We start from the raw sequence: 25,791 nt of genomic DNA, 5'->3' as shown, positions 1-25,791 counted from the left end.
GGTGAGCAATAATCGAACCTATAAATGGACCATTAAAACGAGCAATTAATGTACCCTCGTTCAAAGAGCGCTATGAAGCCATGCGACGTGAAATTTTAGAACATCCGCATGTGCAGGAATTTTTAGCACAGCATGCAGATGAATTAAGCTATGACAATGTTGAGCGAAATTTACCTAAGCTTCATGAATTTATTAGTCAATCTACTGAGTGCTGTGGCTGTGATAATACAGAACATTGTACAAATTATTTAAAAGGGTTCCTACCGACATTAAGGGTAGTTCGGAATTCTATTGAAATGGACTATGTGCGCTGTGAGCAAAAGATACGGGAAGAAGAACGTCGAGATGTTGCGAATATGATTGCAAGTATGCATATGCCAAAAGATGTGCTACAAGCAACCATTCATGATTTAAGTATTGACGATGAATCCCGTGTGGCGATTGCACAAAAAGCAGCTCAATTTGTAAAATTGACAAAAGAAACTGGTCAATTACCTGCAAAAGGTTTTTATCTATATGGTAAATTTGGTGTAGGGAAGTCCTTTGTACTTGGTGCATTGGCCAATGAATTAGCGTCTATTAAAATTCGCTCTGTTGTAGTTTTCGTTCCAGAGTTTTTACGAGAAATGAAAAATGCCATTGGCGATAACACATTGAATGAGAAAATAGATTATATTAAAAAGGCTCCTGTCTTAATGCTAGATGATTTAGGAGCGGAAACCATGACTGCCTGGACACGTGATGAGATTTTGGGGACTATTTTCCATTATCGTATGGCAGAGCAATTGCCAACTTTTATTACGTCTAATTTTAATTATGATGAATTAGAGCATCATTTAGCGCAGTCACAAAAAGGTGATATTGAGGTAGTTAAAGCGGGACGAATTATGGAGCGAATTAAAGCCTTAACCGTGCCGATCGAAATGCAAGGCAAAAATCGTCGGATGTAACATTGATAGTTGCATTTTTCGACAATCGAGCGTATACTGACTCATATACTTAATATCAATATGCATTGATGAGGACATGAATTTTGTGTATCGGCTTATAGAGAGGGAAGTCAACGGCTGAAAACTTCCTAGTGTGAGCACATCATTTACTACCTACTGAGCAGCGAAAGGGATAATCTTTCGCCGGTCCCTAGCCCGTTAGCTAGCCTTGAGCTTCGTCTGACTTTATGTAAGTCGGAAGGAAGAAGGGTGGAACCACGAGCATACGCTTCGTCCCTTTTGTGAGGGACGGAGCTTTTTTTATTTTTCTCAGATTTCTTTGAAATTGTTGTGAGAAGTGGTGGCTCCGCTCATATAGAGAGGGAAGTCGCTCACGAAGGTGGCTAACCCGCTCCTAGAGAGTAAGAAACCGCTCAGAAAAATGAAGATTCCGCTCCAATCGAGTAAAGAATCGCTCAAAAAAGTAATGACTCCGCTCAAACTAAGCCATCGAGTCATGCAAACAATGGCTCCAGCCAATCATCAAGCATTATGTATTTAACCAAAACGAAGGAGTGCAAAGAATATGTCAGAAATGATTAAATTAACTTTCCCAGATGGCGCCGTAAAGGAATTTGCAAAAGGCACATCAACTGATGACGTAGCATTATCCATTAGCTCAGGCTTACGTAAAAAAGCTTATGCAGGTAAAATTAACGGTGTGTTAGTGGATTTAAAAACACCAATTGAAGAAGATGCAACAATTGCGATCATTACACAAGACGATGAGGAAGCACTTGAAATTTTACGTCACTCGACTGCCCATTTAACAGCACAAGCTATTAAACGTTTATTCCCAGATGTAAAGCTTGGTATTGGTCCAGTGATTGAAGGTGGTTTCTACTATGATATAGACTCACCAACACCAATCACTGCCGAAGATCTACCAGCAATTGAAAAAGAAATGAAAAAAATTATTGCTGAAAACCTAGAGGTGGAACGTAAAAATGTAAGTCGTGCAGAAGCACAAGCACTCTATGAAGAAATTGGCGATGAGTATAAATTAGAATTACTGGAAGCCATTCCTGCAGATGAGCAAGTATCTATTTATTATCAAGGCGAGTTTTTCGATCTTTGCCGTGGTATTCACGTACCATCTACAGGGAAACTTCGTGAATTCAAGCTTTTATCATTAGCAGGTGCCTACTGGAGAGGGAACTCTGATAACAAAATGCTACAACGTATTTATGGTACAGCGTTCTTCAAAAAAGAGGAATTAAAACACCACCTACAAATGCTAGAAGAAGCAAAAGAACGCGATCACCGTAAAATTGGGAAAGAATTAGACCTGTTCACAACTTCTCAAAAAGTAGGTCAAGGGTTACCGCTTTGGTTACCAAATGGTGCAACAATTCGTCGTGTCATTGAACGTTATATTGTCGATAAAGAATTATCACTTGGATATAAGCATGTTTATACACCAGTATTAGGTTCAAAAGAGCTTTATCAAACTTCTGGTCACTGGGATCACTATCAAGATTCCATTTTCCCACCAATGGAAATGGATAATGAGACATTAATTATGCGTCCAATGAACTGTCCTCACCATATGATGGTGTACAAAAACAGCATGCATTCATATCGTAACCTACCATTGCGTATTGCAGAGCTTGGTACAATGCACCGTTATGAAATGTCAGGCGCGGTTTCAGGTTTACAACGTGTACGTGGGATGACATTAAATGATGCGCATATTTTTGTTCGCCCAGACCAAATTAAAGCGGAATTCCAAAAAGTGGTACAGTTAATTTTAGAGGTTTATAAAGATTTCGATTTAAATGATTACTCATTCCGTTTATCTTATCGCGACCCTGCAGATACTGAAAAATACTTCGATGATGATGCTATGTGGGAAAAAGCACAAAGCATGCTAAAAGAAGCAATGGATGAGCTTGGCTTAGACTACTTTGAAGCGGAAGGTGAGGCTGCATTCTATGGTCCTAAACTTGACGTTCAAGTAAAAACAGCAATTGGTAAAGAAGAGACTTTATCTACAGTTCAATTAGACTTCCTATTACCAGAACGCTTTGACCTAACTTATGTTGGGGAAGATGGTAAACCTCATCGTCCAGTTGTTATTCACCGTGGTGTTGTATCGACAATGGAACGTTTTGTTGCCTTCTTAATTGAAGAATACAAAGGGGCATTCCCAACTTGGTTAGCACCGGTACAAGTAGAAGTCATTCCGGTATCAAATGAAGCTCACTTCGACTATGCAAAACAAATTGAAGAGCAACTTACAGCAGCTGGTTTACGTGTGGAAATGGATGATCGTGAAGAGAAATTAGGCTATAAAATCCGTGAAGCACAAATGAAAAAGATTCCTTATATGCTTGTCATCGGAGATAAAGAAGTAGAGGCAAATGGCGTAAATGTTCGACGTTATGGCTCAAAAGATTCCGAAACAATTAGCTTTGAGGATTTCCTAGCAGCTATTAAAGCAGAAATTACAAAATAAGCTTCAACTAGAAACTCTCGCTTGCCAAAGTGAGGGTTTCTGTATAAAATAAATCTTGCATTTGTATAGAATATTTTCATTTTGGTTATGTTAGCAGTGATAAGAAAATAAATATTTGACAGCTTATCATATACATGCTAATATAATTAAGGTTAATGAATACAAAGTTTGTGGTTGAAGTAGAGGCTGCCCGCTTCTCACCTGATACAACGCTTTAAAGGCTGTGAACAGGTATGACACGTTGAATTGTTTTGCGTAGACTTGCGCATGCACATATAGCGGGCGGACATCTTCAAAAATGTCCGTCCTTTTTTTATGGACATGACGAGAGGATGTACCGTTCAACCGGGCAAGGCTTTGCCCAAACCATGTATTCGCGACAACTACTTGGAGGTGGATTACTATTAGCAAAGACATGTATGTAAACGAAGGCATTCGCGCACGTGAACTTCGATTAATCGATCACAATGGTGACCAGCTTGGTGTAAAGACACGTAATGAAGCGCTAGAAATCGCCGCTCGTGTAAACTTGGATCTTGTCCTTGTGGCCCCTCAAGCCAAGCCGCCAGTCGCTCGTATCATGGACTATGGTAAATTTAAGTTTGAACAGCAAAAGAAAGACCGTGAAATTCGTAAAAATCAAAAGGTCATCGTAATGAAAGAGGTTCGTTTGAGCCCAACAATCGATGAGCATGATTTCCAAACGAAGTTACGTAATGCGATTAAATTCCTTGAAAAAGGCGATAAAGTAAAATGTAGCCTACGTTTCAAAGGTCGTGCGATTACACATAAAGACATTGGTCAACGTGTGTTAGATCGTTTTGCTGAAGCTTGTGCTGAAGTATCAACGGTAGAACAAAAACCGAAGATGGAAGGCCGAAGCATGTTCTTAGTTCTTCAACCAAAGAACGAGAAATAATATTAGACGAACAGTTTAGGAGGAATTCGACATGCCAAAAATGAAAACTCACCGTGGAGCTGCGAAACGTTTCAAAAAAACGGGTTCAGGTAAATTAAAATACGACCGTGCTTATGGAAGCCACTTATTCGCAAACAAATCTACGAAACAAAAACGTCACCTACGTAAAGCGAACATCGTTTCATCTGGTGACTTCAAACGCATCAAATCTTTACTTGTTTACATGAAATAATTGACTACAAAAAAATACTAACATTCATTTTTTAATGAAAAGCAGGAGGTAATTCATATGCCACGCGTAAAAGGCGGAACAGTGACGCGCAAACGTCGTAAAAAAGTATTGAAATTAGCTAAAGGTTACTATGGTTCAAAACATACATTATACAAAGTTGCTAACCAAGCAGTGATGAAGTCAGGTTCATATGCATACCGTGACCGTCGTCAGAAAAAACGTGATTTCCGTAAATTATGGATCACTCGTATCAACGCAGCTGCTCGTATGAACGGTCTTTCTTACAGCCGTTTAATGCACGGTCTAAAAGTTGCTGGTATCGAAGTTAACCGTAAAATGTTAGCTGACCTTGCTGTAACTGATGCTGCAGCATTCACTCAATTAGCAGACGCTGCTAAAAAAGCAGTAGCTAAATAATAGTTGACAACATTAACTATTATTTCTGCACTGAAAGCATAGCGACAAGTGCAAAAAATGACTGATGGATTTTTCCATCAGTCTTTTCATGTTGTTGAAAAAAGATGATGTCAATGGCAGAAAAAGCAACTTTGCAAGGTGAGGGGTTGATTTCCGTTCCGCCAGCGTCCTTTCCAGGGGGCGTCCGATGAGCCGCTTCACTCACTGCGTTCGCTCCAGGGTCTCCTCTGTGACACTAAATCCCCTAGGAGTGACGCTGGCTCCACTCCAATCAACCATTCTGCAAAGTGTTTAGAGGGGATAAGCTCTTATTTTCAATGTGGAGAAGTGATGCGTGACAACACCTCTCCATAAAGAGTAGTAAACACCTTCACTTTATTTGAAAACATTTGCTAAAAAGTCAGTGGGTTGAAGTGGAAGGCTGCTTGACTCCCGTGGGATAGCGAGACAGGCGAAGCCCTGCACGGAGCGGTAGCGGAGGAAGCGATTCGGCGCTCGCCCACAGGAAAGCAAGTAGCCTGCAACGGAAATCCATTTCTACCTTTCAATTGACTGTTTTGTTTTTCAACACTAAGAAAAGACTGATGGATTTTTCCATCAGTCTTTTTTGTGTTAGATTAATAGTATCACGTTTTTAAAGGAGTAAGGAATGGGACAAGCATTATTAGCTTATATGGGCATTGTATCAATTGTATTGCTCATTTTAATGGGAATGGATAAATCGCGTGCAAAAAATCATGAATGGCGTATAGCAGAGCGCACGTTATTTACACTAGCCATAGCAGGAGGGGCAGCTGGCGGTGTATTGGGTATGTATTTATTTCGTCACAAAACACGCCACAATCGTTTTGCATTTGGTTTTCCACTACTCGCAGCCATTCAAATTTTTATCATTGTACAACTGTGGACATAAATAAAAATAATTAGAAACACATCCTCATGATGGGGATGTGTTTCGCATAAGCTGTTCAATGGGCTGCTTCCAATTGATTTTGGCGCTTGGGTAGTTCAATAGTATTTCTTGCTGCAAATATTCAAAGTCGCTTTTGCTGAAGCCTTGCAACGTTGCAGCATCTCGTGCACCGACGAAAATGGTAACAACCTCAAATGCATCCTCTGTTGTGCCTAGGTATTTTTCACCTTCAAAAAGCGCACCCTTATAGGAAATAAAGAAATTTTTTCGGACATTTTTAACGTCATCATAGAAATAATACTGGCCTTTTTCATAGGCTTCATCCAGTTTGCGTTTTGGATCGGTTATATAACGAATCGCTTTGTAAAATACATAGATAATAAGCGCTATTACAGCAAGTCGAATTAGTAACGGCAACATGTTTAAATTTCCCCCTTGAAGAAAGGTTATTCTTTCCTATACGATTAGGAAGGTCAAATAGTTTCACTTTATTTAAAATATTTTTTAGAAATTTAGGAGAAAAAAATGAATTTACAACAATTGTTTACCATGCAAAAAGAGCTTGATGATTTTATCGAGCAAACACAAAATGTTCAGCAAGATGTGTTTCAGGAAAAGGGCTTAGCCTTACTAGTGGAGCTAGCTGAGCTTGCCAATGAAACGCGTTGCTTTAAATTTTGGAGTACAAAGGGACCATCTGCACGTGAAGTCATTTTAGAGGAATATGTGGATTCCATTCATTTTATCTTATCGCTTGGCTTATTAAAGGACTATACATCAATTGCAATGTGGCCTGTAGTAGAAGAAAATAGAGATTTAACGACAACCTTTTTAGAAACACAAAGTGTTATTTTAGCATTTATCCATGAACCTACAGAGGAGCGCTATTTAGCTATTTGGCAATACTACGGAGTACTAGCGTATAATCTCGGTTTTACATTTGAGGATGTGGTTGGCGCTTATCTTGAAAAAAACCAAGAAAATTACAATCGTCAGCGCTCAGGTTATTAAATTAAGAAATACACCAATTTTCAGACGATTAAGCTAGGAATATTTCGGTAAACGAAGTATAATAAAATAGATATAAGAAGTAGGAGGCAAAAGGATGACACAACTAGATCCAACATTACAAATGTTTAAAGATTTAACAGACGCAAATGGTATCGCAGGTAATGAACGTGCACCACGTGAGGTCATGAAAAAATACATTGCACCATATGCCGATACTGTAGAAACAGATAACTTAGGTAGTGTCATTGCTAAAAAGGTTGGCGATGAAAACGGTCCTAAAATTGTTGTAGCAGGACATTTAGATGAAGTAGGTTTCATGGTTACACAAATCGATGACAAAGGCTTTATCAAATTCCAAACGGTAGGTGGCTGGTGGAGCCAAGTTATGCTTGCACAGCGTGTAACGATTACTACACGTAAGGGCGATGAAGTGATTGGGGTTATTGGTTCAAAGCCACCTCATATTTTACCTGCTGATGTACGTAATAAGGTAGTAGACATTAAAGATATGTTTATCGACATTGGTGCTGCTTCTAAAGATGAAGTACTTGAGTGGGGCGTATGTCCTGGCGATATGGTAACACCATACTTTGAGTTTAATGTTATGAAAAATGATAAGTATCTATTAGCGAAAGCTTGGGATAACCGTATTGGTTGTGCAATTGCGATTGATGTTATGAAAGCGTTACAAAATGAAAAGCACCCTAATATTCTTTATTCTGTAGGGAATGTACAAGAAGAAGTTGGACTTCGTGGTGCTAAAACTACAACACATAAAATCCAGCCGGATATTGGATTTGCAGTGGATGTTGGTGTAGCAGGAGATACTCCAGGAGTTACAGCAAAAGAATCAACGAGTAAGATGGGGGCTGGCCCTCAAATTGTTGTATATGATGCATCTATGGTTTCACACCGTGGCTTACGTGAATTCGTATTAGATGTAGCAGATGAGCACAATATCCCATATCAATTTGAAGCGATGGCTGGCGGCGGTACTGATGCTGGCTCCATCCACGTAACAGCAAATGGCGTACCAGCACTATCAATCGGTATTGCGACACGCTATATCCATTCACATGCAGGTATCCTACATCGTGATGATTATGATAACGCCGTTAAATTAATGGTTGAAGTCATTAAAAAATTAGACCGTGATGCAGTCAATAAAATTACATTTGAATAATTAGAAGAAATGGACTTGCCCTCTAACTAATTTTGTTAGGGGGCTTTTCATTGTTTTTAGTGTCAAAATTTCTTCCTCTGATACCAATAGTCACAAAGCCCGCAATCTATTCTTTACACATTGTGCCATTCATACATTTTTAGTTCCTTCTTTACTATCGCTAAAAAATAGTCGTGATCTAAATTGAACATTTATGCATAAATATTCTGTATGACGAATTTTTGTCACATTTCATAACAAATGAATAATAATTAAAATTAATTATAAAAATTCAGTTGATTTTATATTTATGCATGATATACTAATTTCAACAGCAACGATATAAGGAGCGAAGGCTATGAAATTACTTGAAGAAGTACAGTTAAAGTTAGTGTCTAGTTTAAAAGGAAAAGATCTTCTAACTTTGCTAGACTATACAAGTCAAGAGGTTCAAGAACTTATTGAACTAGCAACACAGCTTAAAATGATTACAAAAGAGGGGAAATGTCCAAGATTACTAGAAGGAAAGACACTTGGCATGATTTTTGAAAAACATTCAACTCGTACACGTATTTCATTTGAAGTGGGCATGAATCAATTAGGTGGAAAAGGTATGTTTATGCATGCGCGTGATTTGCAAATTGGTCGTGGTGAGTCGATTTATGATACTGCACATGTATTATCTGGCTATTTAGATGGTATTATGATTCGTGCAAATTCTCATGCGATGGTCAAGGAGCTTGCAGAGCATGCAGTAATTCCTGTCATCAATGGATTAACGGATATTTATCATCCTTGCCAGGCATTAGCTGATTTAGAAACGATTGCAGAAAATAAAGGCATGTTAAAAGGACTTAAAATTGCCTATGTAGGAGATGGCAATAATGTAGCACACTCACTTGTAGTAGCTTCAGCACACGTTGGCATGAACGTCGCAGTGGCCACTCCTGAAGGTTATGAATGTGATGCAGAAGTGATTGCCAAGGCACAGGCGATTGCAGCAGCAAATGGCAGTACAATTATGATCACAAATGATCCTGTTGAAGCAGTGTTAAATGCAGATGTTGTCTATGCAGATGTTTGGACATCCATGGGACAAGAGGAAGAGGCAGCAAAACGTTTACAAGACTTTGCTGGCTATCAAATTAATGATGAGCTAGTTGCCTATGCAAAACCGAATTATATGTTCTTGCATTGTTTACCGGCACATCGTGAGGAAGAAGTGGCAACATCTGTTATTGATGGCCCTAATTCTTACATCTTTGAGCAAGCTGAGAACAGACTTCATGCACAGAAAGCGGTTCTTGCATCGATCCTAGCTTAAAAGCTGACATATACTTCTCGGGTTGAGAAGTACGATAGATAGAGTTTACATGGGCAACAGAGGGTGCCCGTGTGAATAACATACAAGTGGTTGGCAGACAGAGGGATGTTCACCACGCGCGATGTTTGTTGTCAAGATGGATGGCTACATCGCTACATAGTAAAGTAACCTGGGAGACGCTAGGTTACTTTTTTTTTGTCAAAAAATTAAAACATAGTTTTCCTATAAATTATAGAGAATATGAAGAATTATTTATATAATAGGATAAATAAGTAATGAAGGGGTGAACTCCTCGTGAATATAGATCATATCGAGGCATTTTTATATGTTGTCCATTACAAAAGTACCCATAAAGCAGCCAATGCTTTGTTTCTATCCCAACCGACTGTAACTGCACGTATCAAATCATTAGAACGAGAGCTAGGGGTTGAGCTATTTTACCGAGATGGACGAAGTGTGAGCGTATCAGAGAAAGGGAAAGATTTTTTACCATTTGCTACACAAATTGTGCAAACATTTCAGCAAGGAAAGAAGCAATTAGAAGAAACGCAGGAGACAGATGAGGTATGTATTGGGTCAAATGGGGTGACAGCCCAGTATTTCTTAGCCTATGCATTGCCTAAGTGGAAAGAGCAATTTCCTTATTTGCGTTTTCAACTAATCACAGGTTCCACAACAATGATTTTAGAAAAACTGCAAAGCCACCAAATTCATCTAGGTTTTATTCAATATGTGCATAGGGATGGCATTGAGAACGAACTTTTATTAAACAATGCCGTGAAACTTGTCAAACACCGTGATCACCCATTGCAACTACATGAACTTATCCAAGCAAAAGAATTAGCCCAACAGAAAATGGTGTTTTTTGAATGTGGGGCGTTTGATTGGAATTATGTGCATAAAATGTTCGAGGTAGAGGGTGTGGCAGCCAATATTGAAGTACGAGCAGATCATTTAGAAGTTGCTAAAGAATTCATTCGGACAAAAGACTATCTAAGCTTTTTACCACATCTTTGCGTCAAAAAGGAACTGGAAAGTGGTGAATTTGTGGAGATAGACGTCAAGCATTTGCTGGATATGAATCAACATATATTTTTAACCTATAAAGAGAAAGACACATTGCCGTCAGCTTTTTGGCAGACGATTTGTGAAACAGCTAGACACTTTGAAGGCATGCGGGAAATGCATTGATAAAATATTTTATCCGAACATAAAAATTTTTCTATTACTGTACCTATTGCATATCGTCTGAAGGAACGGTAATATCATTCTCAATCCAACAAAACATACTTAACCACTATGTTTAGTAAAATAAGATTGAGGAGGAATTGACATGGCTAGACAGGATAAAATTCGATTTGGAGCAATTATTCATGGGGTAGGGGGAAATATTTCAGGTTGGCGTCATCCAAAGGTGGCGAGCAATCAAAGTGTAAGCTTACCTTTCTATATTCAACAGGCTCAGAAGGCAGAGCAGGGAAAATTTGATGTAGCGTTTATTGCGGATGGTTTATTTATTAATGAAAAATCCATTCCTCATTTTTTAAATCGTTTCGAGCCTATTACGATTTTATCAGCTTTAGCTGTAGCGACGAAGAACATTGGGTTAGTTGGCACCGTTTCAACTTCCTATAGCGAACCATTTACAGTAGCACGACAATTTGCTTCATTAGATCATATTAGTGCTGGGCGTGCAGGATGGAATGTTGTAACCACACCATTAGAAAGTACTGCTTTGAACTACAATAAAACAATCGATCAGCATCCTAGCCATGCAGAGCGTTATCAAATTGCAGAAGAATATTTAGAGGTTGTCAAGGGCCTATGGGACTCGTGGGATGATGATGCGTTTATTGCAGATGTCGACAATGATCAATTTTTTGATCCAGAAAAATTACACACATTACATCATAAAGGGCCACATTTTTCCGTCCAGGGTCCACTCAATATTGGTCGAACAAAGCAAGGTCAGCCCGTTATATTCCAGGCTGGGTCGTCTGATGCAGGTATTCGATTGGCTGCCAAGGATGCAGATGCTATTTTTACACATGGTGCATCCATTGAAGAGGCACAAAAATTTTACACAAGAGTAAAGACAGAAGTGGCGGCATTTGGAAGAAACTCAGATGAAGTGAAGATATTCCCAGGAATTTCGCCGATTATTGGCGATACAGTGGAGGAAGCAGAGGCGAAATATCAAGAAATCGTCGAGTTAGTTTCCATAGACCGTGCTCTTGCTTATCTTGGGCGTTACTTCGACCATCATGATTTTACTCAGTATGATGTGGATGCACCGTTTCCTGAACTAGGTGATATTGGGGCCAACAGCTTTAGAAGTACAACAGATTATATTAAACGATATGCTAAGCAAGAGAGACTTACATTACGTCAAGTTGCTTTACGCGAGGCTACACCAAAAACAGCATTTTTTGGGACAGCTGAGCAAGTAGCGGATCTTGTACAGGAATGGTTTGAAAAGGAAGCAGCAGATGGTTTTATCATTGGTGTGACAGTACCTGGTGCTCTTGAAGATTTTGTTGATAAAGTAGTGCCAATTTTACAAGCAAGAGGGCTTTATCGTAAAGATTATGAGGCAGATACTTTGCGCGGGAATTTAGGTTTACCCTTCAAAGAAAGTCGCTATGTCAAACAATCTGTCTAAAAACTTAGTAAATTTATTCGAATAAAAGAAATTAGGAGGTATTGTATGAGTTATACATTAGGCATATTAGATCAAAGCCCTATCATTGAAGGAGCAACCAATGAACAAACATTACAAAAAACGGTGGCATTGGCGCAGCGAGCTGAGCAGTTAGGCTATTCACGATTTTGGGTATCGGAGCATCATAATACAGATTCATTAGCAGGGACATCTCCTGAGGTATTAGTGTCTTATTTACTAGCTAAAACAAAAACAATCAATATTGGATCAGGTGGGGTTATGCTACAGCATTATAGCCCCTATAAAGTAGCGGAAAATTTCCATGTTCTAGCATCTTTGGAGCCAGGGCGAATAGATTTGGGGATTGGAAAAGCACCTGGAGGCTTACCCCTTTCTACAAAGGCTCTCCAGTATGGCACGCTCAATAATGGAGAAGATTTTGAAGAAAGATTAACATTTTTACAGCAATTAATTGAGCAATCCATACCAAAAGAGCACGAATTATATGGCATACAAGCAACGCCGATTCCAAAGAAAAAGCCAACATTATTTTTACTTGGTGCTAGCCCAGAAAGTGCTGCTCTTGCAGGAAAACTCGGCATTGCATTTGTCTTTGCTCGATTCATTAATAGTGATAATAATGTTTTGGCACAAGCGGCTACAACCTATCGCAGTCACCAGCCAAATGGTCATTTTGCGATTTCCATTGCTGCACTTGCTGCTCCAAGCAAAGAGGAAGCGAAAGAGCTAATTGGAGATCAAAAAATTACAAAGGTGCATTTAGCAAGTGGCAGAAGCCTGACATTACAATCAGTAGAGCTAGCGGAGAAATTTGGTCAGGAATCTGGAGAGGAATATACGGTGGAGCAGTATGAGGCCGATATTTTATACGGTACATCAGAAGAAATTAAAGCCATTTTAGATGACTACCATGAGCAATACCAAGTAGACGAATTCATTTTGCATACGCCTATCTTAAAGGATTTTGAACGTGAGCGATCTTTTGAGTTATTGGGTCCAGTACATTTACAGCAAAAAGAAGCGGTAAGCTGAGGAGGAAAACGTAATGACACTAAATAAAGATGTAATCGTTTGGTCGAAACAAGGCTGTAGTTACTGTAATGAGGTGAAAACGTATTTACAAGAAGAGGGTATACCTTATAAAACAGTGGATGTAACGCATAATGATGCTTTCCGTGACATTTTAGATACAAAATATGGAATTCGTTATGTACCTGTTGTAGAAATTGGTTCAAGCGAAGATGGTATCTATCAAGCGGTTACAGAACTTGGTCTTGAGCATTTAAAGGCAGCACTAGCTGGAGAAAAAATACAGTCGTAAAACGCACTATAGAAATGGGGTGTATAAATGATAAAATTAATTGTTAATCGTGGCTTAGTAGCACTATTTGTACTACTAGGTGCCCTTTTTTCAGTTTTTTCAATCAATTATTTTTTACCCACTGATATCGTTGATACATTACTAGCTGAAAATGCTGCAAGTACTGAGGTAGCAGAAAATTTACGTAAAGAATTAGGTTTGGATTTACCATTTACAAAACAATTCTCTAATTATTTAGTAGATTTAATGCATGGTGATTTTGGGCAATCAGCCATTGATGGTGAATTTGTGATAGAAAAAATATGGACACAATTACCTGCAACTGTTGTTCTAACAGTTGCAAGTCTACTTATTGCCGTCATTGTAGGTATTACACTTGGAGTGTTAGCCGCTGTTCATCGCAACACGGTAATTGATTATATTGCACGTTTAGTTGGACTCTTTGGGATTTCCATGCCTACATTTTGGTCGGGAATTTTACTAATTTTAATTTTCTCCATTTCGTTAGGCTGGTTTCCTGCGTTGGGCTCAGATGGTTGGCGTTCTGTTATTTTGCCTGCTATTACATTAGGTCTTCTAGGTGCAGGGTTTATTGTTAGAGTAGTTCGGAATAGTATGCTAGAGGTTTTGAACGAACCTTATATACTGACGCTTAGAGCAAAAGGACTGACAGAGCATATCGTTTTATACCGTCATGCCCTTAAAAATGCATTAATACCTGCAATGACAATGATTGGTGTGCTACTGGGTGATTTTTTAGGTGGGACGGTGGTCATCGAAACAGTATTTGCAAGACAGGGGCTTGGAAGAATGGTGGCAGATGCCATAACAGCTAAGGATCTACCAATCATACAAGGTGTTGTATTTTTTATTGCTATTGTGTATGTAATGATTAATCTATGTATTGATATTTCATATTCCATCATTGATCCTCGAATTCGAAGTAGGCAAGTAAAGGGAGGATAAGGATGCAAAAGTTAGAAACTATTAAAACGAAACCTGTTTCAAAACTTAAATTAAAGCGACTTAGTAAAGGTATTTTTCACCTAGAAAAGATGATGTTAACAGTTGCTATCCTCATCATTATCTTTTTTATTATTTGTGCCATAGTCCCACATTGGGTAGCAATGTATTCACCTACAAAGATGTTTCCTACTGCTATTTTACAGCCTCCATCATTCAAGCATCTATTTGGGACTGATTATTTTGGCAGGGATGTATTTAGTTTAGTTGTGTATGGAAGTAAAACTTCTCTTTTACTTGGCATAAGTGCTGTTGTTGTAGGTGGATTCATTGGTGCTCTTATTGGAACTTTAGCTGGCTATATCGAGGGCATTATTGACATTATATTAATGAGACTGATTGAAATCATACAAACAATCCCAAGTGTTTTATTAGCGCTTGCTATTGCCGCTGTATTAGGTTCTAGCTTTACCAATCTTGTCATTGCCATCTCAGTATCAGCTATTCCGACGTATGCTCGGGTAATGAGAGGCCAAATATTAAGTATAAAAAATCGTCCTTACATTCTAGCGTCAAAATCGATAGGGATTAGTAATCCTGTAATTTTCTTAAAGCATGTCCTACCGAATGCTTATTCACCATTATTAGTTATGGCTTCAAACGGTTTAGGAATGGCCATTTTAACAGGTGCGGGTCTCAGCTTTTTAGGATTAGGTGTGGTGTCAGAAATTCCGGATTGGGGTTTTTTATTATCACAAGGCAGAAACTATATAGCAGCGGGTTGGTGGATTTCAACGTTTCCAGGATTAGCAATCGCACTCTTTGTGTTAGCCGTCAATATTTTGGGGGATAGTTTACGTGATAAGTTAGATCCTAAAAAGCGTTTGTCTTAAGGAAGAGGTGTTTATGATGGATAATTTATTGACAGTGGAAGGGCTAACAGTAGATTTTAAGTCTAAATCTGCTGTTCTAAACGCTGTATCTACTATTTTTTTTACTATAAAACCTAGTGAATCAATTTGTTTAGTTGGCGAATCTGGGAGTGGGAAATCAGTCACCTCGAAAGCAATCATGCGTTTAATTGAATATGAAAATGGTGTGATTACGAATGGGAAAATTACATTAGGCAACAGAGATATTGTCAAGCTTTCAAATCGTGAGCTGTTAAATATACGAGGTAAGAAGATTGCCATGATCTTTCAAGAGCCCTCTATCGCCTTTGACCCAGTGTTTACTATTGGACAACAATTGGTGGAGATGATGCAAAGGCATTTAAATTTATCCAAAAAGCAAGCACATGAACGAGGGATTCAATTATTAACAAGAGTTGGATTATCAGATCCTATCGTACGTATGGGACAATATCCTCACGAATTGTCTGGAGGCATGTTGCAACGAGCCATGATCGCTATGGCTATAAGTTGTAATCCTGATTTAATTATTGCTGATGAACCCACTACCGCGCTTGATGTTACCGTTCAAGCACAAATTATTGCACTACTTAAGGAGCTGAAAGAGGAATATCACACGTCCATTTTACTAATTACACATGATTTAAGTGTAGCTTCGCAGTTAGCTGATCGAATTTTTGTTATGTACGCGGGAGAAATTGTGGAGCAAGCATCAATAGGGCAGTTATTTTCACTGCCTTATCATCCTTATACAAGGGGCTTATTACAATCCATTCCAAATGAACAACATATCAAACGAAAGAGACTGCCCTCTATAGAAGGTACAATTCCAAATCTTGCTGAGATGCCAGCTGGCTGTCGCTTTCATCCTCGCTGCGCATTCGCCACTGAAAAATGTAGAGAAGAGAGACCTCCTCTAAGAAATTTTCAAGGACGGGAAAGTGCTTGTTGGCATATAAAGGAGCTAATTCAGAAACCGGAATGGCTCGTCGAAAACAATTCTGTTATAGAGGATGAGGTAGACTACAGGGAAAATCAAGAGCGTGAAGTATTGCTAGAGATAAAGTCTTTACACAAATATTATCCAATTAAACAAGCAAACAAGAAAATAAAAGCAGTGAACAACGTTTCATTTCAAATTTTTAAAGGTGAGACAGTGGGATTAGTAGGTGAATCTGGCAGTGGAAAATCTACTCTAGGCAGAACGATATTACAGCTAGAAACACCTACTGCCGGAGATGTTCTATTTAATGGTCAATCCATCGTGCATTTAAGAAAGTCGGCTATGCGAGATAGAAGGAAACATATGCAAATGATTTTTCAAGATCCTTATGGTTCCATCGATCCTAAATGGACCATTAAGGAGATTATTGCAGAGCCGCTAAAAGTCCATCTTAAAGGAATTTCGGCTAATGAAATGGAAGATCGAATACAGCAATTATTACAAGTAGTGGGGTTAAATCCAGAGTGGAGCTCTCGTTATCCACATGAGTTTTCTGGAGGGCAACGCCAACGAATTGGTATTGCTAGAGCTATTGCGATCAATCCTAGTTTTATATTAGCAGATGAAGCAGTATCTGCATTAGATGTGTCCGTGCAAGCACAAATTATTAATTTATTGAAGGATTTACAGCAAAAGCTAGGTCTCACCTATTTATTTATTGGACACGATTTGAATATCGTTCGTCATGTTGCGGATCGGGTGGCGGTAATGTATTTAGGGAAAATCGTCGAAATGGCACCAAGTGAGCAGCTTTTCCAAGATCCAAAACATCCTTATACAAAAGCCCTTATTGCTGCTATGCCTAAAATAAATCGTTCCCATAGTACAGAGCCAATTTCACTAGACGGAGAAATTCCATCACCAGCTAATCCACCGTCTGGTTGTGCATTTCGAACACGTTGCCCTTTTGCGACAGAACATTGTAGTCGAGAGGAGCCAGCCTTTGTAGAAATAGCGCCAAACCATAGTGTTCAATGTCATTATGCTTAGAATTAAATCAATGACTTATAAAAAAAGGAAGATGTCTATGTTTAATAAGAAACCATATAGTCTGATTATTACTGTAATGGTTATTCTATTAGCGCTAGCAGGTTGTTCATCAAGCACCTCTAAAACAGAAGTGAGTGTGAATAAAACTACTGATTCAGAAAACAAGGATAAAGAGCAGTCAGTGCAAGCGGGTGGCGATTTTACGTTCGCTTTATCAACAGCACCTGATACACTCGACCCTCATGCAAGTGGTATGGCAGTAGCAACACGAGTAATTAAAAGTATTTTTGAATCACTGGTCTATCAAGAGAAGGATAATACGATAAAACCATGGCTGGCTACGGAGTGGTCTGTATCAGATAACAAAAAAGAGTACACATTCTCATTACGTGAAGGGGTTAAATTCCATGATGGCACAGATTTTAATGCAGCTGCCGTAAAGTATAATATTGAGCGAATTTTTGATGTCAAAACAAAGGCCTTCACAGCTGCTACCTATCTGTCAGATGTTGAGTCTGTTGAGGTTGTAGATACTCATAAGATTAAATTCATTTTAAAGCAACCCTCTGCAACATTTTTAACAATCTTAGCCCATTCTAATTTATCGATTGTGTCGAAGGAAGCGGCTGAAAAGGCTGGAGATAAATTTGGTTTACATCCTATTGGAACAGGTCCATTTAAATTTGTAGAGCAAGTTGAAAATGATCGGATTGTTTTAGCAAAGTTTGAAGAGTATAACGGCGCTTATCCATTTGCTAAACACGATGGTCCAGCCTATTTGGATAAACTAACGTTTAAAATTGTACCAGAGGAGGCTACTCGAGTAGGAAGTGTACAAAGCAATCAATTACAGGCGGCAGAAACGGTGCCACCACAGGATATTTTAGCGATTGAAAAGAGTGGTCAGTTAAAATTATGGGAGGTAGAGACAGGAGGCTTACCATATACACTCTTTGTTAATAATACAACGGCTCCTTGGAATGATGTAAAAGCACGCCAAGCACTAAAGGCTGGAATTGATGTTGAGAGTATTGTGAACACCCTGTACCTAGGTACATATAAAAGGGCCTGGTCTGCACTTACTTCTACAACTTTTGGCTATGATGACAGCTTAGAAGGTAAAGATGGGTTTGATGTGAAAAAGTCTAATCAATTATTTGAAGAGCTGGGTTGGGAAAAGGGGAAGGATGGTATCCGAGAAAAGGATGGCAATAAATTGACATTGCGTATTTTAAATGATGCTGTTAATCGTGAAAAACGCCAAGATATTAGCATTATGGTAAAAGAGCAATTAAAGGCTGTCGGTATTGATGTCATCATAGAAACAACGAGTGAGGCAAGATCAGTCTTAGCGGACGCTGCAGCCTACGATTTACGTGGGAATAGCCGTGTAGCGATTGATCCTGATGATTTACGCTTGTTTTATCATTCCAAGCAAACTACTGATAAAGGTGGCATTAATTTAGCTTGGTATCAAAACGCGGAGGTAGATCAATGGTTAGAGGCGGCAACGACTGAGCAGGATGCTGCAACACGAGAAAATTTGTATAAACAAATTCAAAATAAGCTTATTGAAGAAGTAGCTATTATTCCTATATATGTTTTTCCTTATACAGTAGCAACTTCACTTCAGGTGCAAGATTTAGCATTTGATTCTATTGGTTATCCATTATTTTATGACGTTAATCTTACACAATAAGGAGAGGGATTATGAAATTTATTGTTGGTAATTTGATTAATAATCTACCAAATATAAAAACTGGTCGTATATTAACAACACAGGAGGTTTTTACACATTTAATTGAGCAGGCTGTGCTAGCTGAAAATCTAGGGTTTGATGGATACGGCGTAGGAGAAAGACACGGTGCACCATTTTTATCCTCATCTCCTACTGTGTTATTAAGTGCACTAGCGATGAAAACCTCAAAAATTCGACTATTAACAACCGTGACTGTGTTGAGCGTTCTTGATCCTATACGAGTTGCTGAGGATTATGCAACGCTGGATCATTTATCAAAAGGACGATTAGATGTCGTTATTGGCAAAGGGAATGACCCTAGACACTATCCTTTATTTGATGTCAAAGATGAGGATCAATGGGCAGCCTTAGCTGAAAAATATGAGCTTTTAAAACGCTTATGGAACGAAGAAAATATAAGCTGGCAAGGTAAGTTTCGTTCGAAAGTTGATTCTGTAACGACTGAGCCTCGACCTTATCAGCAACAGATACGAATTTGGCATGGCAGTGCTTCAAGTGAACTATCGACAGAACTAGCAGCAAAAAACGGAGACCCTATTTTTTCCTCCAATACCTTTCATGAATTAGAAAAATATCAAGCCCTTATAGATCATTATCGTAGACGTTTAGATCATTATGGCTTTGATCCACAGCAGGCTGTTGTAGGTGCGGGTGCGAGAGGTTTATACATTGCTAATACCAATGAGGAAGCGATTGAGAAGTATCGACCTTATTATGAAGGTTTTATGAGCACTGAAGCCTCCAAGGTAAATAATTCGCCATTCAAAAACCTAGAGGACCATATTGAGCGTGGCTCCGCATTAGTTGGTAGTCCAGATGCAATTATTGAAAAAATCATCAAGTATCATCAAGCTTTTAAGCATCAAGTCCAGATGCTTAGTGTGGAAGGGCTTGAATTGTCTGAGCAAAGTGAACAATTAGAGCGTTTTGCAACTGAAATCATGCCTGTACTCAAAAAAGAGCTACCAAGCACGATTTGGGACCAAAACAAAGCATTCACACTGCAATAAATACTACTATTCAACTAAGTTTACAATGATAAAAGTGAGGGATAATATGAAAAAAATTATATTTTTAAGTTTGCTATTATTAACGTTGCTTCTAACGGCTTGTGCAGGCACTGAAAAGCTTGAAGGAGATACGAGTAAAAATGATACAGCACAGAGTGGAAAGGATGTTCAAAAAATTATTGTAGGTACAGGTACACAATTTCCAAATATCTGCTTCTTAGATGACAAGGGAAATTTAACTGGTTATGATGTGGAGCTTGTTCGCGCAATTGATGAGAAGCTACCAGAATATGAGTTTGAATTTAAGACAATGGAATTCTCAAATTTATTACTAAGTTTAGAAACAAGAAAAATTGATTTTATTGCCCATCAAATGGAAGTCAATAGTGAGCGCGAGGAGAAATTTCTATTTAATAAAGAGCCTTATAATGTATTTCCATTAAAAGTAACCGTTAATGCAAAAAATAATGATATCCAATCAATTGATGATTTAAAAGAAAAAAATGTGAGTGTTTCTCCAACAAGTAATTCAGCAGTCTTTATTGAGAAATACAATAAGGAACACGATCTAGGTGCTAATCTCGTCTATTCATCAGGGTCAGTGGATGTAAATAATCAACTTGCGACAGGTCGTGTGGATGCTATTATTACAACGCCATTTGCCGTGAAGTATTATAACGAAAACAATGAAGCACAGCAAAAGGTAGTGGGAGACGCATTATTAAATTCAAAAGTATATTTCTTATTAAATAAAGATGAGGTTACCCTACAACAACGCCTTGATGATGCTATTCGTGAATTGAAGGAGGATGGTGTTGTTAGTGAGCTAAGTAAAAAGTGGCTAGGTGATGATTATACGGTAGACTTTTAAAAAATCAGAGAGGATGAAGGAAGTATGGCAAATGACTTTGACATCGTGCTTATAGCAAAAGTACTTCCAATATTACTACAATATTTACCAGTAACATTTGAAATTTTAGTGTTTTCTATTCTTTTTGGGATGCTGCTTGGTATAGCTATCGCTATACCGAAGCTGCTCCATATCAACGTTTTGAGGCAAATAATAACAGTCTATATTTCGTTTATTCGTGGCACACCGATATTGGTACAATTATTTCTAGTGTTTTATGGTATACCCGCATTATTAAAGATTGTGCATATTGATGTAACTAGAATGGATGCCATGTATTTTGTCATTATCACCTACACCTTAAGTAATGCTGCTGCATTTGCAGAAATTTTTAGAGCCTCCATTTTAACGGTGGACCGAGGGCAAATAGAGGCTGCATATTCAGTTGGCTTAAACGGTAAGCAGGCGTTTGTACGGATTATATTTCCTCAGGCTCTTCGTGTTGCCTTTCCAAATATAGCGAACACAATGATAAGCTCCTTAAAAGACACTTCGCTCGCATTTTCAATTGGGGTCATGGATATGGTCGGGAGAGGAGAGACGCTTATTGCCTCCACGACAAGAGCGCTAGAAATCTATTTAGCACTCTCTATTGTCTATTATGTCATTGTGCTGTTGTTAGAAAAGGTATTAAAGAGCAATGAGCGCTATCTTAATCGCTATATGCCGAAGGAAGCTGTATCTAGCTAGGAGGTAAGAGTTATGACCATAGATTTTGCATTTATTTTCGAAGCTTTTAAAGAAATTAGTAAGGTATTGCCGTTAACATTATTTATGACAGCTACACCTGTCTTACTGGGTATTCTCATCGGTGTCATTGTTGCCTTTGTTCGAATTCAGCAAACTAAATTTTTTGCACCGTTATTAAATTTTTATGTGTCTTTTTTTAGAGGTACACCTATTATTATGCATATAATGCTCGTTTATTTCGGAGTACCTATTATAGTGGATGTCCTTGCGAAAGCATTAAAGCTAAATATTCAATCAAGCTCTATCCCCATATTATTTTTTGTTTTACTTGCTTTGACATTGAGTGCAGGTGCCTACGCCTCCGAAATCATTCGATCAGGCATTTTAAGTGTACCTAAGGGGCAGCTAGAGGCAGCTTATGCAGTTGGTTTAACATTTTCACAGGCAATGCGTCGGTATATATTACCTCAGGCATTTAGTAAATCTATTCCTAATTTCACCAATGTATTTATAGGCTTTTTACATGCTACATCGCTTGCTTTTTTTCTTTCAGTGAAAGAATTAACAGGTATGGCAAATATTGTAGCTTCTATAAATTTGAAATTTTTGGAGGCATTTATCGCTGTCGGTCTTATCTATTGGGGTGTTTCAGCCATTGTTGAATGGCTCGCCCATCGCCTTGAAAAAAGAGTAACTTTCTATAATAAGGGAGGCATTTGACGAAATGCCTGTAAATTCGTTTGACAAAAAGAAAGGGGAATAAACAATGACAGTAGTGGAAATAGTGATTGAACAGTTGAAAGAGGAAGACCATGCACGTTATTTAGAGGTTCTTGTAGAGAGCTATTCACAGTATGAGAAAGAATACAATAACCCTGAAGATTGGGCTTCATATTTAAGTGCTATTCGTGCATCTGTAGGCAATCCTGATGCAGAAACAATTTTAGTGGCAAAGCGGGGAAATGAGATTTTAGGAGGGCTTCAGCTATTTACGGATTCTGAAAAGGCTTATGGTTTGCCAGAGCTTATTATACATTCTACCATTGTACGTTTACTTGGCGTACACCCTCAGGGAAGGGGATTAGGCATTGCGAAAAAATTATTACATGAAAGCTTTGCCTTCGCACGCGCTCGTCAAGATCAAGCTTTATATTTACATTCGGGCGATATCATGCAGGTTGCCATCAACCTTTATTTATCATTAGGCTTTGTACGTGATGAATCTAAGGATTTTCGTAAAGGAGATACGCTAGTAAAAGGCTTCCGTTATGATTTGTAATAAAGAGTTAAGTTTCGTACAAATACCTCATTTAAAAGATTATTGACTCGGTATTGCCAAACCGCTTTTCAGAGCCTGAAGTTTTGATTTTAGATGAACCAGAACCCCATTTGGATTTTCAAAAACAAAAACGATGAGCTAGGCAGAGTGAGATTACTTGTATCCTTTCCCCTAACCATGTGTTTTATCTAGCGCATCAGATGTTAATGATGGCGAAAGATGACAAAGGGAAGGATTAAGGGATATTGTGTAGTATGATTAAAATATAAAAGTTGAAGAGGAAGATAATACCACGTAACAGAGTGTGTCAATTGTTCTAGCAATCTTTAATAAAAAAACACACGATTTCGTCTTCATGACGAGATCGTGTTTTTTGCAAGATTACATAGTGAAAATTTTCCCTGGGTTCATAATATTATGGGGATCAAGTGCTGCTTTTATACTTTTCATAACGGCTAAAGAGGTACCGTGCTCAGTGGCTTGATATTTCATTTTGCCAATGCCAACACCATGCTCGCCCGTACAAGTGCCGCCTCGAAGTAAAGCATATTGGACGATTTGCTCATTGAAGCGATCCGCTTTTGCCTGCTCCTCGGTATCTTTTGGATTTAACATTAAAAGTGCATGGAAATTTCCGTCGCCCACATGGCCAACAAGCCCGCCTGCTAATCCAACATGATCAAGCTGTTCACGCGCATATAAAATGGTTTCAGCAAGCACAGAGATTGGTACACAGACATCCGTTGACATAAGCTTCTTACCAGGATAAGCATGAATATAGGCATAGGCCAAAGAATGACGTGCTTCCCAAAGCTTATTACGAGCAGCATTGTCTTGTTCAAATTCAACAGATAGACAGCTAAAATCCTCAAATATTTCTGTAGCAAATGCGATGTCTGCGTGCATACCCGCTTCATTTCCGTGGAATTCTAAAAATAATGTTGGTTTTTCGCTATAGGAAGTATCGTTATAGATATTGGCTTGTTTCATAGAGGCTTCATCGACCAATTCTACTCGACCAATTGAAATACCAGCCTGTAATAAGGCGGTAACTGCACTGACAGCATCGCTAACTGTGTCAAAAACAGCTCGCCCCGCCGTCACAAATTCAGGTATACCATAAACTTTTAACGTTAACTCCGTAAAGCAGCCGAGTGTTCCTTCAGAGCCGACAAATAGGCCATTTAAATGATAACCAGAAGAGGACTTCGCGGCTAAATTGCCCGTATGGATGACAGAGCCGTCTGCAAGGACAACCTCTAAATCACGAACTTGATCACGCATAACTCCGTAACGCACAGCAGTCGTACCACTAGCATTCGTCGAAGCCATGCCACCTAGTGTTGCATCTGCACCTGGATCTACTGTGAATTGTAAACCATGTTTTTTTAACTCCTTATTCAATTGAGAGCGTGTGACGCCAGGCTGAACTTTTACAAGAAGGTCGTCAGGTCGAACTTCTAAAATAGTATTCATTTCAGAGAAATCGATAGAAATACCATGTGCAATGGGAATCGCGTTTCCTTCTAGGCTGGAGCCAACACCGAATGGTACAACTGGTACACGTTGTGCATGCGCAATTTTTAAGATCGCACTGACATCGGCTGTGGAACGGGGAAAGACAACGATATCAGGTAAGCTCATCATATGATGAGATTCATCCTTCCCGTGTAGCTGTCGTACCGTTTCGTTTGTTGACACTTGTTCTTCTAATAAAACCTGTTTGAGTTGATTGACAAGTAATTCTACTGCAACAGTCATTCCAATCCCTCCAAATTTTCTGATAAATAAAACTTTAACACGCATTTATTGGAAATGGAATGCACTGTTCATTAAAAATCAGTTAGCAAATACTTTTTCTAGCTTTTGAACAAATTCATCCTGTTCAGATGGACTGGATTGCTTCCACCATTTTTCAAAAAACACCCCAAGCCCTGGCAGTAAATGCTCTTCTCCACGATTAATGGCATCTTCCACAATATCTTTAAATTCTGCGGCAGATTGACCATGTACATTCGCTGTAATTGCGTCTCTTATTTGGAAATTCAACTATATCGCCTCCTTAGTAGTAATTTGTCCAACTATCGTTTAAATATGTATGAAATACCAAAGAAAATAGATGATTTTTGCCATAACCTAAGAGGATTTTGACTAAATATGACAAGCATTTTATTCATTATGCACTATGTAATGATGAAAATGACTATTCGCTTCAAGTAACGTAACGGTCTAAGATGATGTCACCTAGGAATATTGGACTGTGCATAGTCGATAGGAAGAGTAGAATGTCCATTCAAAACGATCAGAATCTCTCATCGACACAATCTTTTGAAGAAATTTTAGAGGCTGTGCAACCAATGATTACTACCATTCTTACACAGCTTCATATTTACAAGGATTTTGATTACTATCGTCATATTGCTTCCATTGCTGTATGGAGGGCATGGCTAAAAGCAGATCCAGCTAAAGGACAGTTTTCCGCTTATCTTTATTCTTGGATAAAAGGAGAGATTTTAAATGAATTATCAAAGGAAAAAAACTATACAGAAAGAATGACAGTTGTTGATGATGAAACACTCAATTATATTCTTAGTGAGCTGGAGGAAAGGACCAATCAAAAAAATCCTAGCTCCCTTGAAATCATGTTGTCCCAGTTAAAGCAAATAGAAAGGAAAATATTACTCCTTTATTATGCAGAAGATTACAGTGATCCAGAAATAGCCAATGCGCTAGGTCTATCTGTTGCTGCTATCAAAAAAAGAAGGGTTAGGCTCGTCCAGAGGCTGAAACATCAACTTTTCAGAGTGGAATAAAGCACTAAAAATATCAAAAGTATGCTAATATTGA

General features: G+C 38.6%; 27 protein-coding genes and 1 other annotated feature. Of the genes, 23 read left to right on the top strand and 4 right to left on the bottom strand.

What is annotated here, in order from left to right; genetic code table 11:
* Positions 1-20: 20 nt before the first annotated feature.
* The 5 genes from dnaI to rplT all read left to right on the top strand — a co-directional run bounded on the left by dnaI (position 21) and on the right by rplT (position 5,015).
* Positions 21-950: a primosomal protein DnaI gene (gene dnaI, locus MHB40_RS18375; RefSeq protein WP_342534801.1), complete on the top strand. Its 930-nt coding sequence runs from the start codon at positions 21-23 to the stop codon at positions 948-950.
* Between the two features lie 565 nt (positions 951-1,515).
* Positions 1,516-3,447 (top strand): threonine--tRNA ligase, encoded by a 1,932-nt coding sequence (gene thrS / locus MHB40_RS18370; RefSeq protein ID WP_342533167.1) that lies wholly within the window; start codon positions 1,516-1,518, stop codon positions 3,445-3,447.
* 171 nt (positions 3,448-3,618) lie between these two features.
* Positions 3,619-3,767, top strand: a sequence feature (ribosomal protein L20 leader region).
* 95 nt (positions 3,768-3,862) lie between these two features.
* On the top strand, positions 3,863-4,366 hold the full coding sequence (infC, locus tag MHB40_RS18365; RefSeq protein ID WP_012295602.1) for a translation initiation factor IF-3: 504 nt from the start codon (positions 3,863-3,865) through the stop codon (positions 4,364-4,366).
* A 31-nt stretch (positions 4,367-4,397) separates the two neighbouring features.
* Entirely contained in the window at positions 4,398-4,598 is a 201-nt protein-coding gene (rpmI, locus tag MHB40_RS18360) for a 50S ribosomal protein L35 (RefSeq protein ID WP_004226312.1), read from the top strand.
* A 57-nt stretch (positions 4,599-4,655) separates the two neighbouring features.
* Positions 4,656-5,015: a 50S ribosomal protein L20 gene (gene rplT, locus MHB40_RS18355; protein ID WP_205444915.1), complete on the top strand. Its 360-nt coding sequence runs from the start codon at positions 4,656-4,658 to the stop codon at positions 5,013-5,015.
* Positions 5,016-5,034: 19 nt separating this feature from the next.
* On the opposite strand, the gene MHB40_RS18350 is transcribed toward rplT, so the two are convergent.
* Positions 5,035-5,220, bottom strand: a complete 186-nt coding sequence (locus MHB40_RS18350) for a hypothetical protein (protein ID WP_342533166.1) — start codon at positions 5,218-5,220, stop codon at positions 5,035-5,037.
* Positions 5,221-5,664: 444 nt separating this feature from the next.
* Here MHB40_RS18350 and MHB40_RS18345 point away from each other — a divergent pair, with 444 nt between their 5' ends.
* Positions 5,665-5,928, top strand: a complete 264-nt coding sequence (locus MHB40_RS18345; protein ID WP_016994854.1) for a DUF1294 domain-containing protein — start codon at positions 5,665-5,667, stop codon at positions 5,926-5,928.
* Between the two features lie 24 nt (positions 5,929-5,952).
* On the opposite strand, the gene MHB40_RS18340 is transcribed toward MHB40_RS18345, so the two are convergent.
* A complete protein-coding gene (locus MHB40_RS18340) occupies positions 5,953-6,348 on the bottom strand; it encodes a hypothetical protein (RefSeq protein ID WP_004226335.1) in 396 nt (131 codons plus the stop codon).
* A 105-nt stretch (positions 6,349-6,453) separates the two neighbouring features.
* On the opposite strand from MHB40_RS18340, the gene MHB40_RS18335 reads away from it, so the two are divergent.
* From MHB40_RS18335 to MHB40_RS18260, 16 genes are all read left to right on the top strand, one after another.
* Positions 6,454-6,939, top strand: coding sequence for a dUTP diphosphatase (locus tag MHB40_RS18335; RefSeq protein ID WP_205444910.1), 486 nt, complete (start codon positions 6,454-6,456; stop codon positions 6,937-6,939).
* A gap of 94 nt (positions 6,940-7,033) precedes the next feature.
* Positions 7,034-8,122 carry a M42 family metallopeptidase gene (locus MHB40_RS18330; protein WP_342533165.1) on the top strand — a complete coding sequence of 363 codons (1,089 nt, stop codon included), beginning with the start codon at positions 7,034-7,036 and terminating at the stop codon, positions 8,120-8,122.
* Positions 8,123-8,459: 337 nt separating this feature from the next.
* Positions 8,460-9,425, top strand: coding sequence for an ornithine carbamoyltransferase (argF, locus tag MHB40_RS18325; RefSeq protein ID WP_205444906.1), 966 nt, complete (start codon positions 8,460-8,462; stop codon positions 9,423-9,425).
* Between the two features lie 294 nt (positions 9,426-9,719).
* Positions 9,720-10,616: a LysR family transcriptional regulator gene (locus MHB40_RS18320; RefSeq protein WP_342533164.1), complete on the top strand. Its 897-nt coding sequence runs from the start codon at positions 9,720-9,722 to the stop codon at positions 10,614-10,616.
* Positions 10,617-10,758: 142 nt separating this feature from the next.
* Complete coding sequence (locus tag MHB40_RS18315) at positions 10,759-12,087, top strand: LLM class flavin-dependent oxidoreductase (protein WP_342533163.1); 1,329 nt, start codon at positions 10,759-10,761, stop codon at positions 12,085-12,087.
* A gap of 45 nt (positions 12,088-12,132) precedes the next feature.
* On the top strand, positions 12,133-13,140 hold the full coding sequence (locus tag MHB40_RS18310; protein WP_342533162.1) for an LLM class flavin-dependent oxidoreductase: 1,008 nt from the start codon (positions 12,133-12,135) through the stop codon (positions 13,138-13,140).
* 13 nt (positions 13,141-13,153) lie between these two features.
* Positions 13,154-13,429: a glutaredoxin family protein gene (locus MHB40_RS18305; RefSeq protein WP_205444900.1), complete on the top strand. Its 276-nt coding sequence runs from the start codon at positions 13,154-13,156 to the stop codon at positions 13,427-13,429.
* 27 nt (positions 13,430-13,456) lie between these two features.
* Positions 13,457-14,395, top strand: coding sequence for an ABC transporter permease (locus MHB40_RS18300; protein ID WP_342533161.1), 939 nt, complete (start codon positions 13,457-13,459; stop codon positions 14,393-14,395).
* Positions 14,396-14,397: 2 nt separating this feature from the next.
* Positions 14,398-15,285, top strand: a complete 888-nt coding sequence (locus MHB40_RS18295) for an ABC transporter permease (protein ID WP_342533160.1) — start codon at positions 14,398-14,400, stop codon at positions 15,283-15,285.
* Positions 15,286-15,298: 13 nt separating this feature from the next.
* Positions 15,299-17,296, top strand: coding sequence for a dipeptide ABC transporter ATP-binding protein (locus MHB40_RS18290; protein WP_342533159.1), 1,998 nt, complete (start codon positions 15,299-15,301; stop codon positions 17,294-17,296).
* A 37-nt stretch (positions 17,297-17,333) separates the two neighbouring features.
* Positions 17,334-18,995 (top strand): ABC transporter substrate-binding protein, encoded by a 1,662-nt coding sequence (locus MHB40_RS18285; protein WP_342533158.1) that lies wholly within the window; start codon positions 17,334-17,336, stop codon positions 18,993-18,995.
* A gap of 11 nt (positions 18,996-19,006) precedes the next feature.
* Positions 19,007-20,065, top strand: a complete 1,059-nt coding sequence (locus tag MHB40_RS18280) for an LLM class flavin-dependent oxidoreductase (RefSeq protein ID WP_342533157.1) — start codon at positions 19,007-19,009, stop codon at positions 20,063-20,065.
* 46 nt (positions 20,066-20,111) lie between these two features.
* A complete protein-coding gene (locus MHB40_RS18275; RefSeq protein ID WP_342441182.1) occupies positions 20,112-20,936 on the top strand; it encodes a transporter substrate-binding domain-containing protein in 825 nt (274 codons plus the stop codon).
* 24 nt (positions 20,937-20,960) lie between these two features.
* On the top strand, positions 20,961-21,665 hold the full coding sequence (locus MHB40_RS18270; RefSeq protein WP_342441181.1) for an amino acid ABC transporter permease: 705 nt from the start codon (positions 20,961-20,963) through the stop codon (positions 21,663-21,665).
* Positions 21,666-21,677: 12 nt separating this feature from the next.
* Positions 21,678-22,385, top strand: a complete 708-nt coding sequence (locus MHB40_RS18265) for an amino acid ABC transporter permease (protein ID WP_342533156.1) — start codon at positions 21,678-21,680, stop codon at positions 22,383-22,385.
* 46 nt (positions 22,386-22,431) lie between these two features.
* Positions 22,432-22,944 (top strand): GNAT family N-acetyltransferase, encoded by a 513-nt coding sequence (locus MHB40_RS18260; RefSeq protein ID WP_342533155.1) that lies wholly within the window; start codon positions 22,432-22,434, stop codon positions 22,942-22,944.
* A 381-nt stretch (positions 22,945-23,325) separates the two neighbouring features.
* On the opposite strand, the gene MHB40_RS18255 is transcribed toward MHB40_RS18260, so the two are convergent.
* On the bottom strand, positions 23,326-24,705 hold the full coding sequence (locus tag MHB40_RS18255; RefSeq protein WP_342533154.1) for an FAD-linked oxidase C-terminal domain-containing protein: 1,380 nt from the start codon (positions 24,703-24,705) through the stop codon (positions 23,326-23,328).
* 78 nt (positions 24,706-24,783) lie between these two features.
* Positions 24,784-24,993, bottom strand: coding sequence for a small acid-soluble spore protein SspI (sspI, locus tag MHB40_RS18250; RefSeq protein ID WP_004226361.1), 210 nt, complete (start codon positions 24,991-24,993; stop codon positions 24,784-24,786).
* 236 nt (positions 24,994-25,229) lie between these two features.
* On the opposite strand from sspI, the gene MHB40_RS18245 reads away from it, so the two are divergent.
* A complete protein-coding gene (locus MHB40_RS18245; protein WP_342533153.1) occupies positions 25,230-25,757 on the top strand; it encodes a sigma-70 family RNA polymerase sigma factor in 528 nt (175 codons plus the stop codon).
* Positions 25,758-25,791 lie beyond the last annotated feature (34 nt).

The organism is Lysinibacillus sp. FSL K6-0057 (assembly GCF_038630885.1).
Taxonomy (GTDB): Bacteria; Bacillota; Bacilli; order Bacillales_A; family Planococcaceae; genus Lysinibacillus; species Lysinibacillus fusiformis_F.
This window is presented reverse-complemented; position numbering and strand designations above follow the sequence as displayed.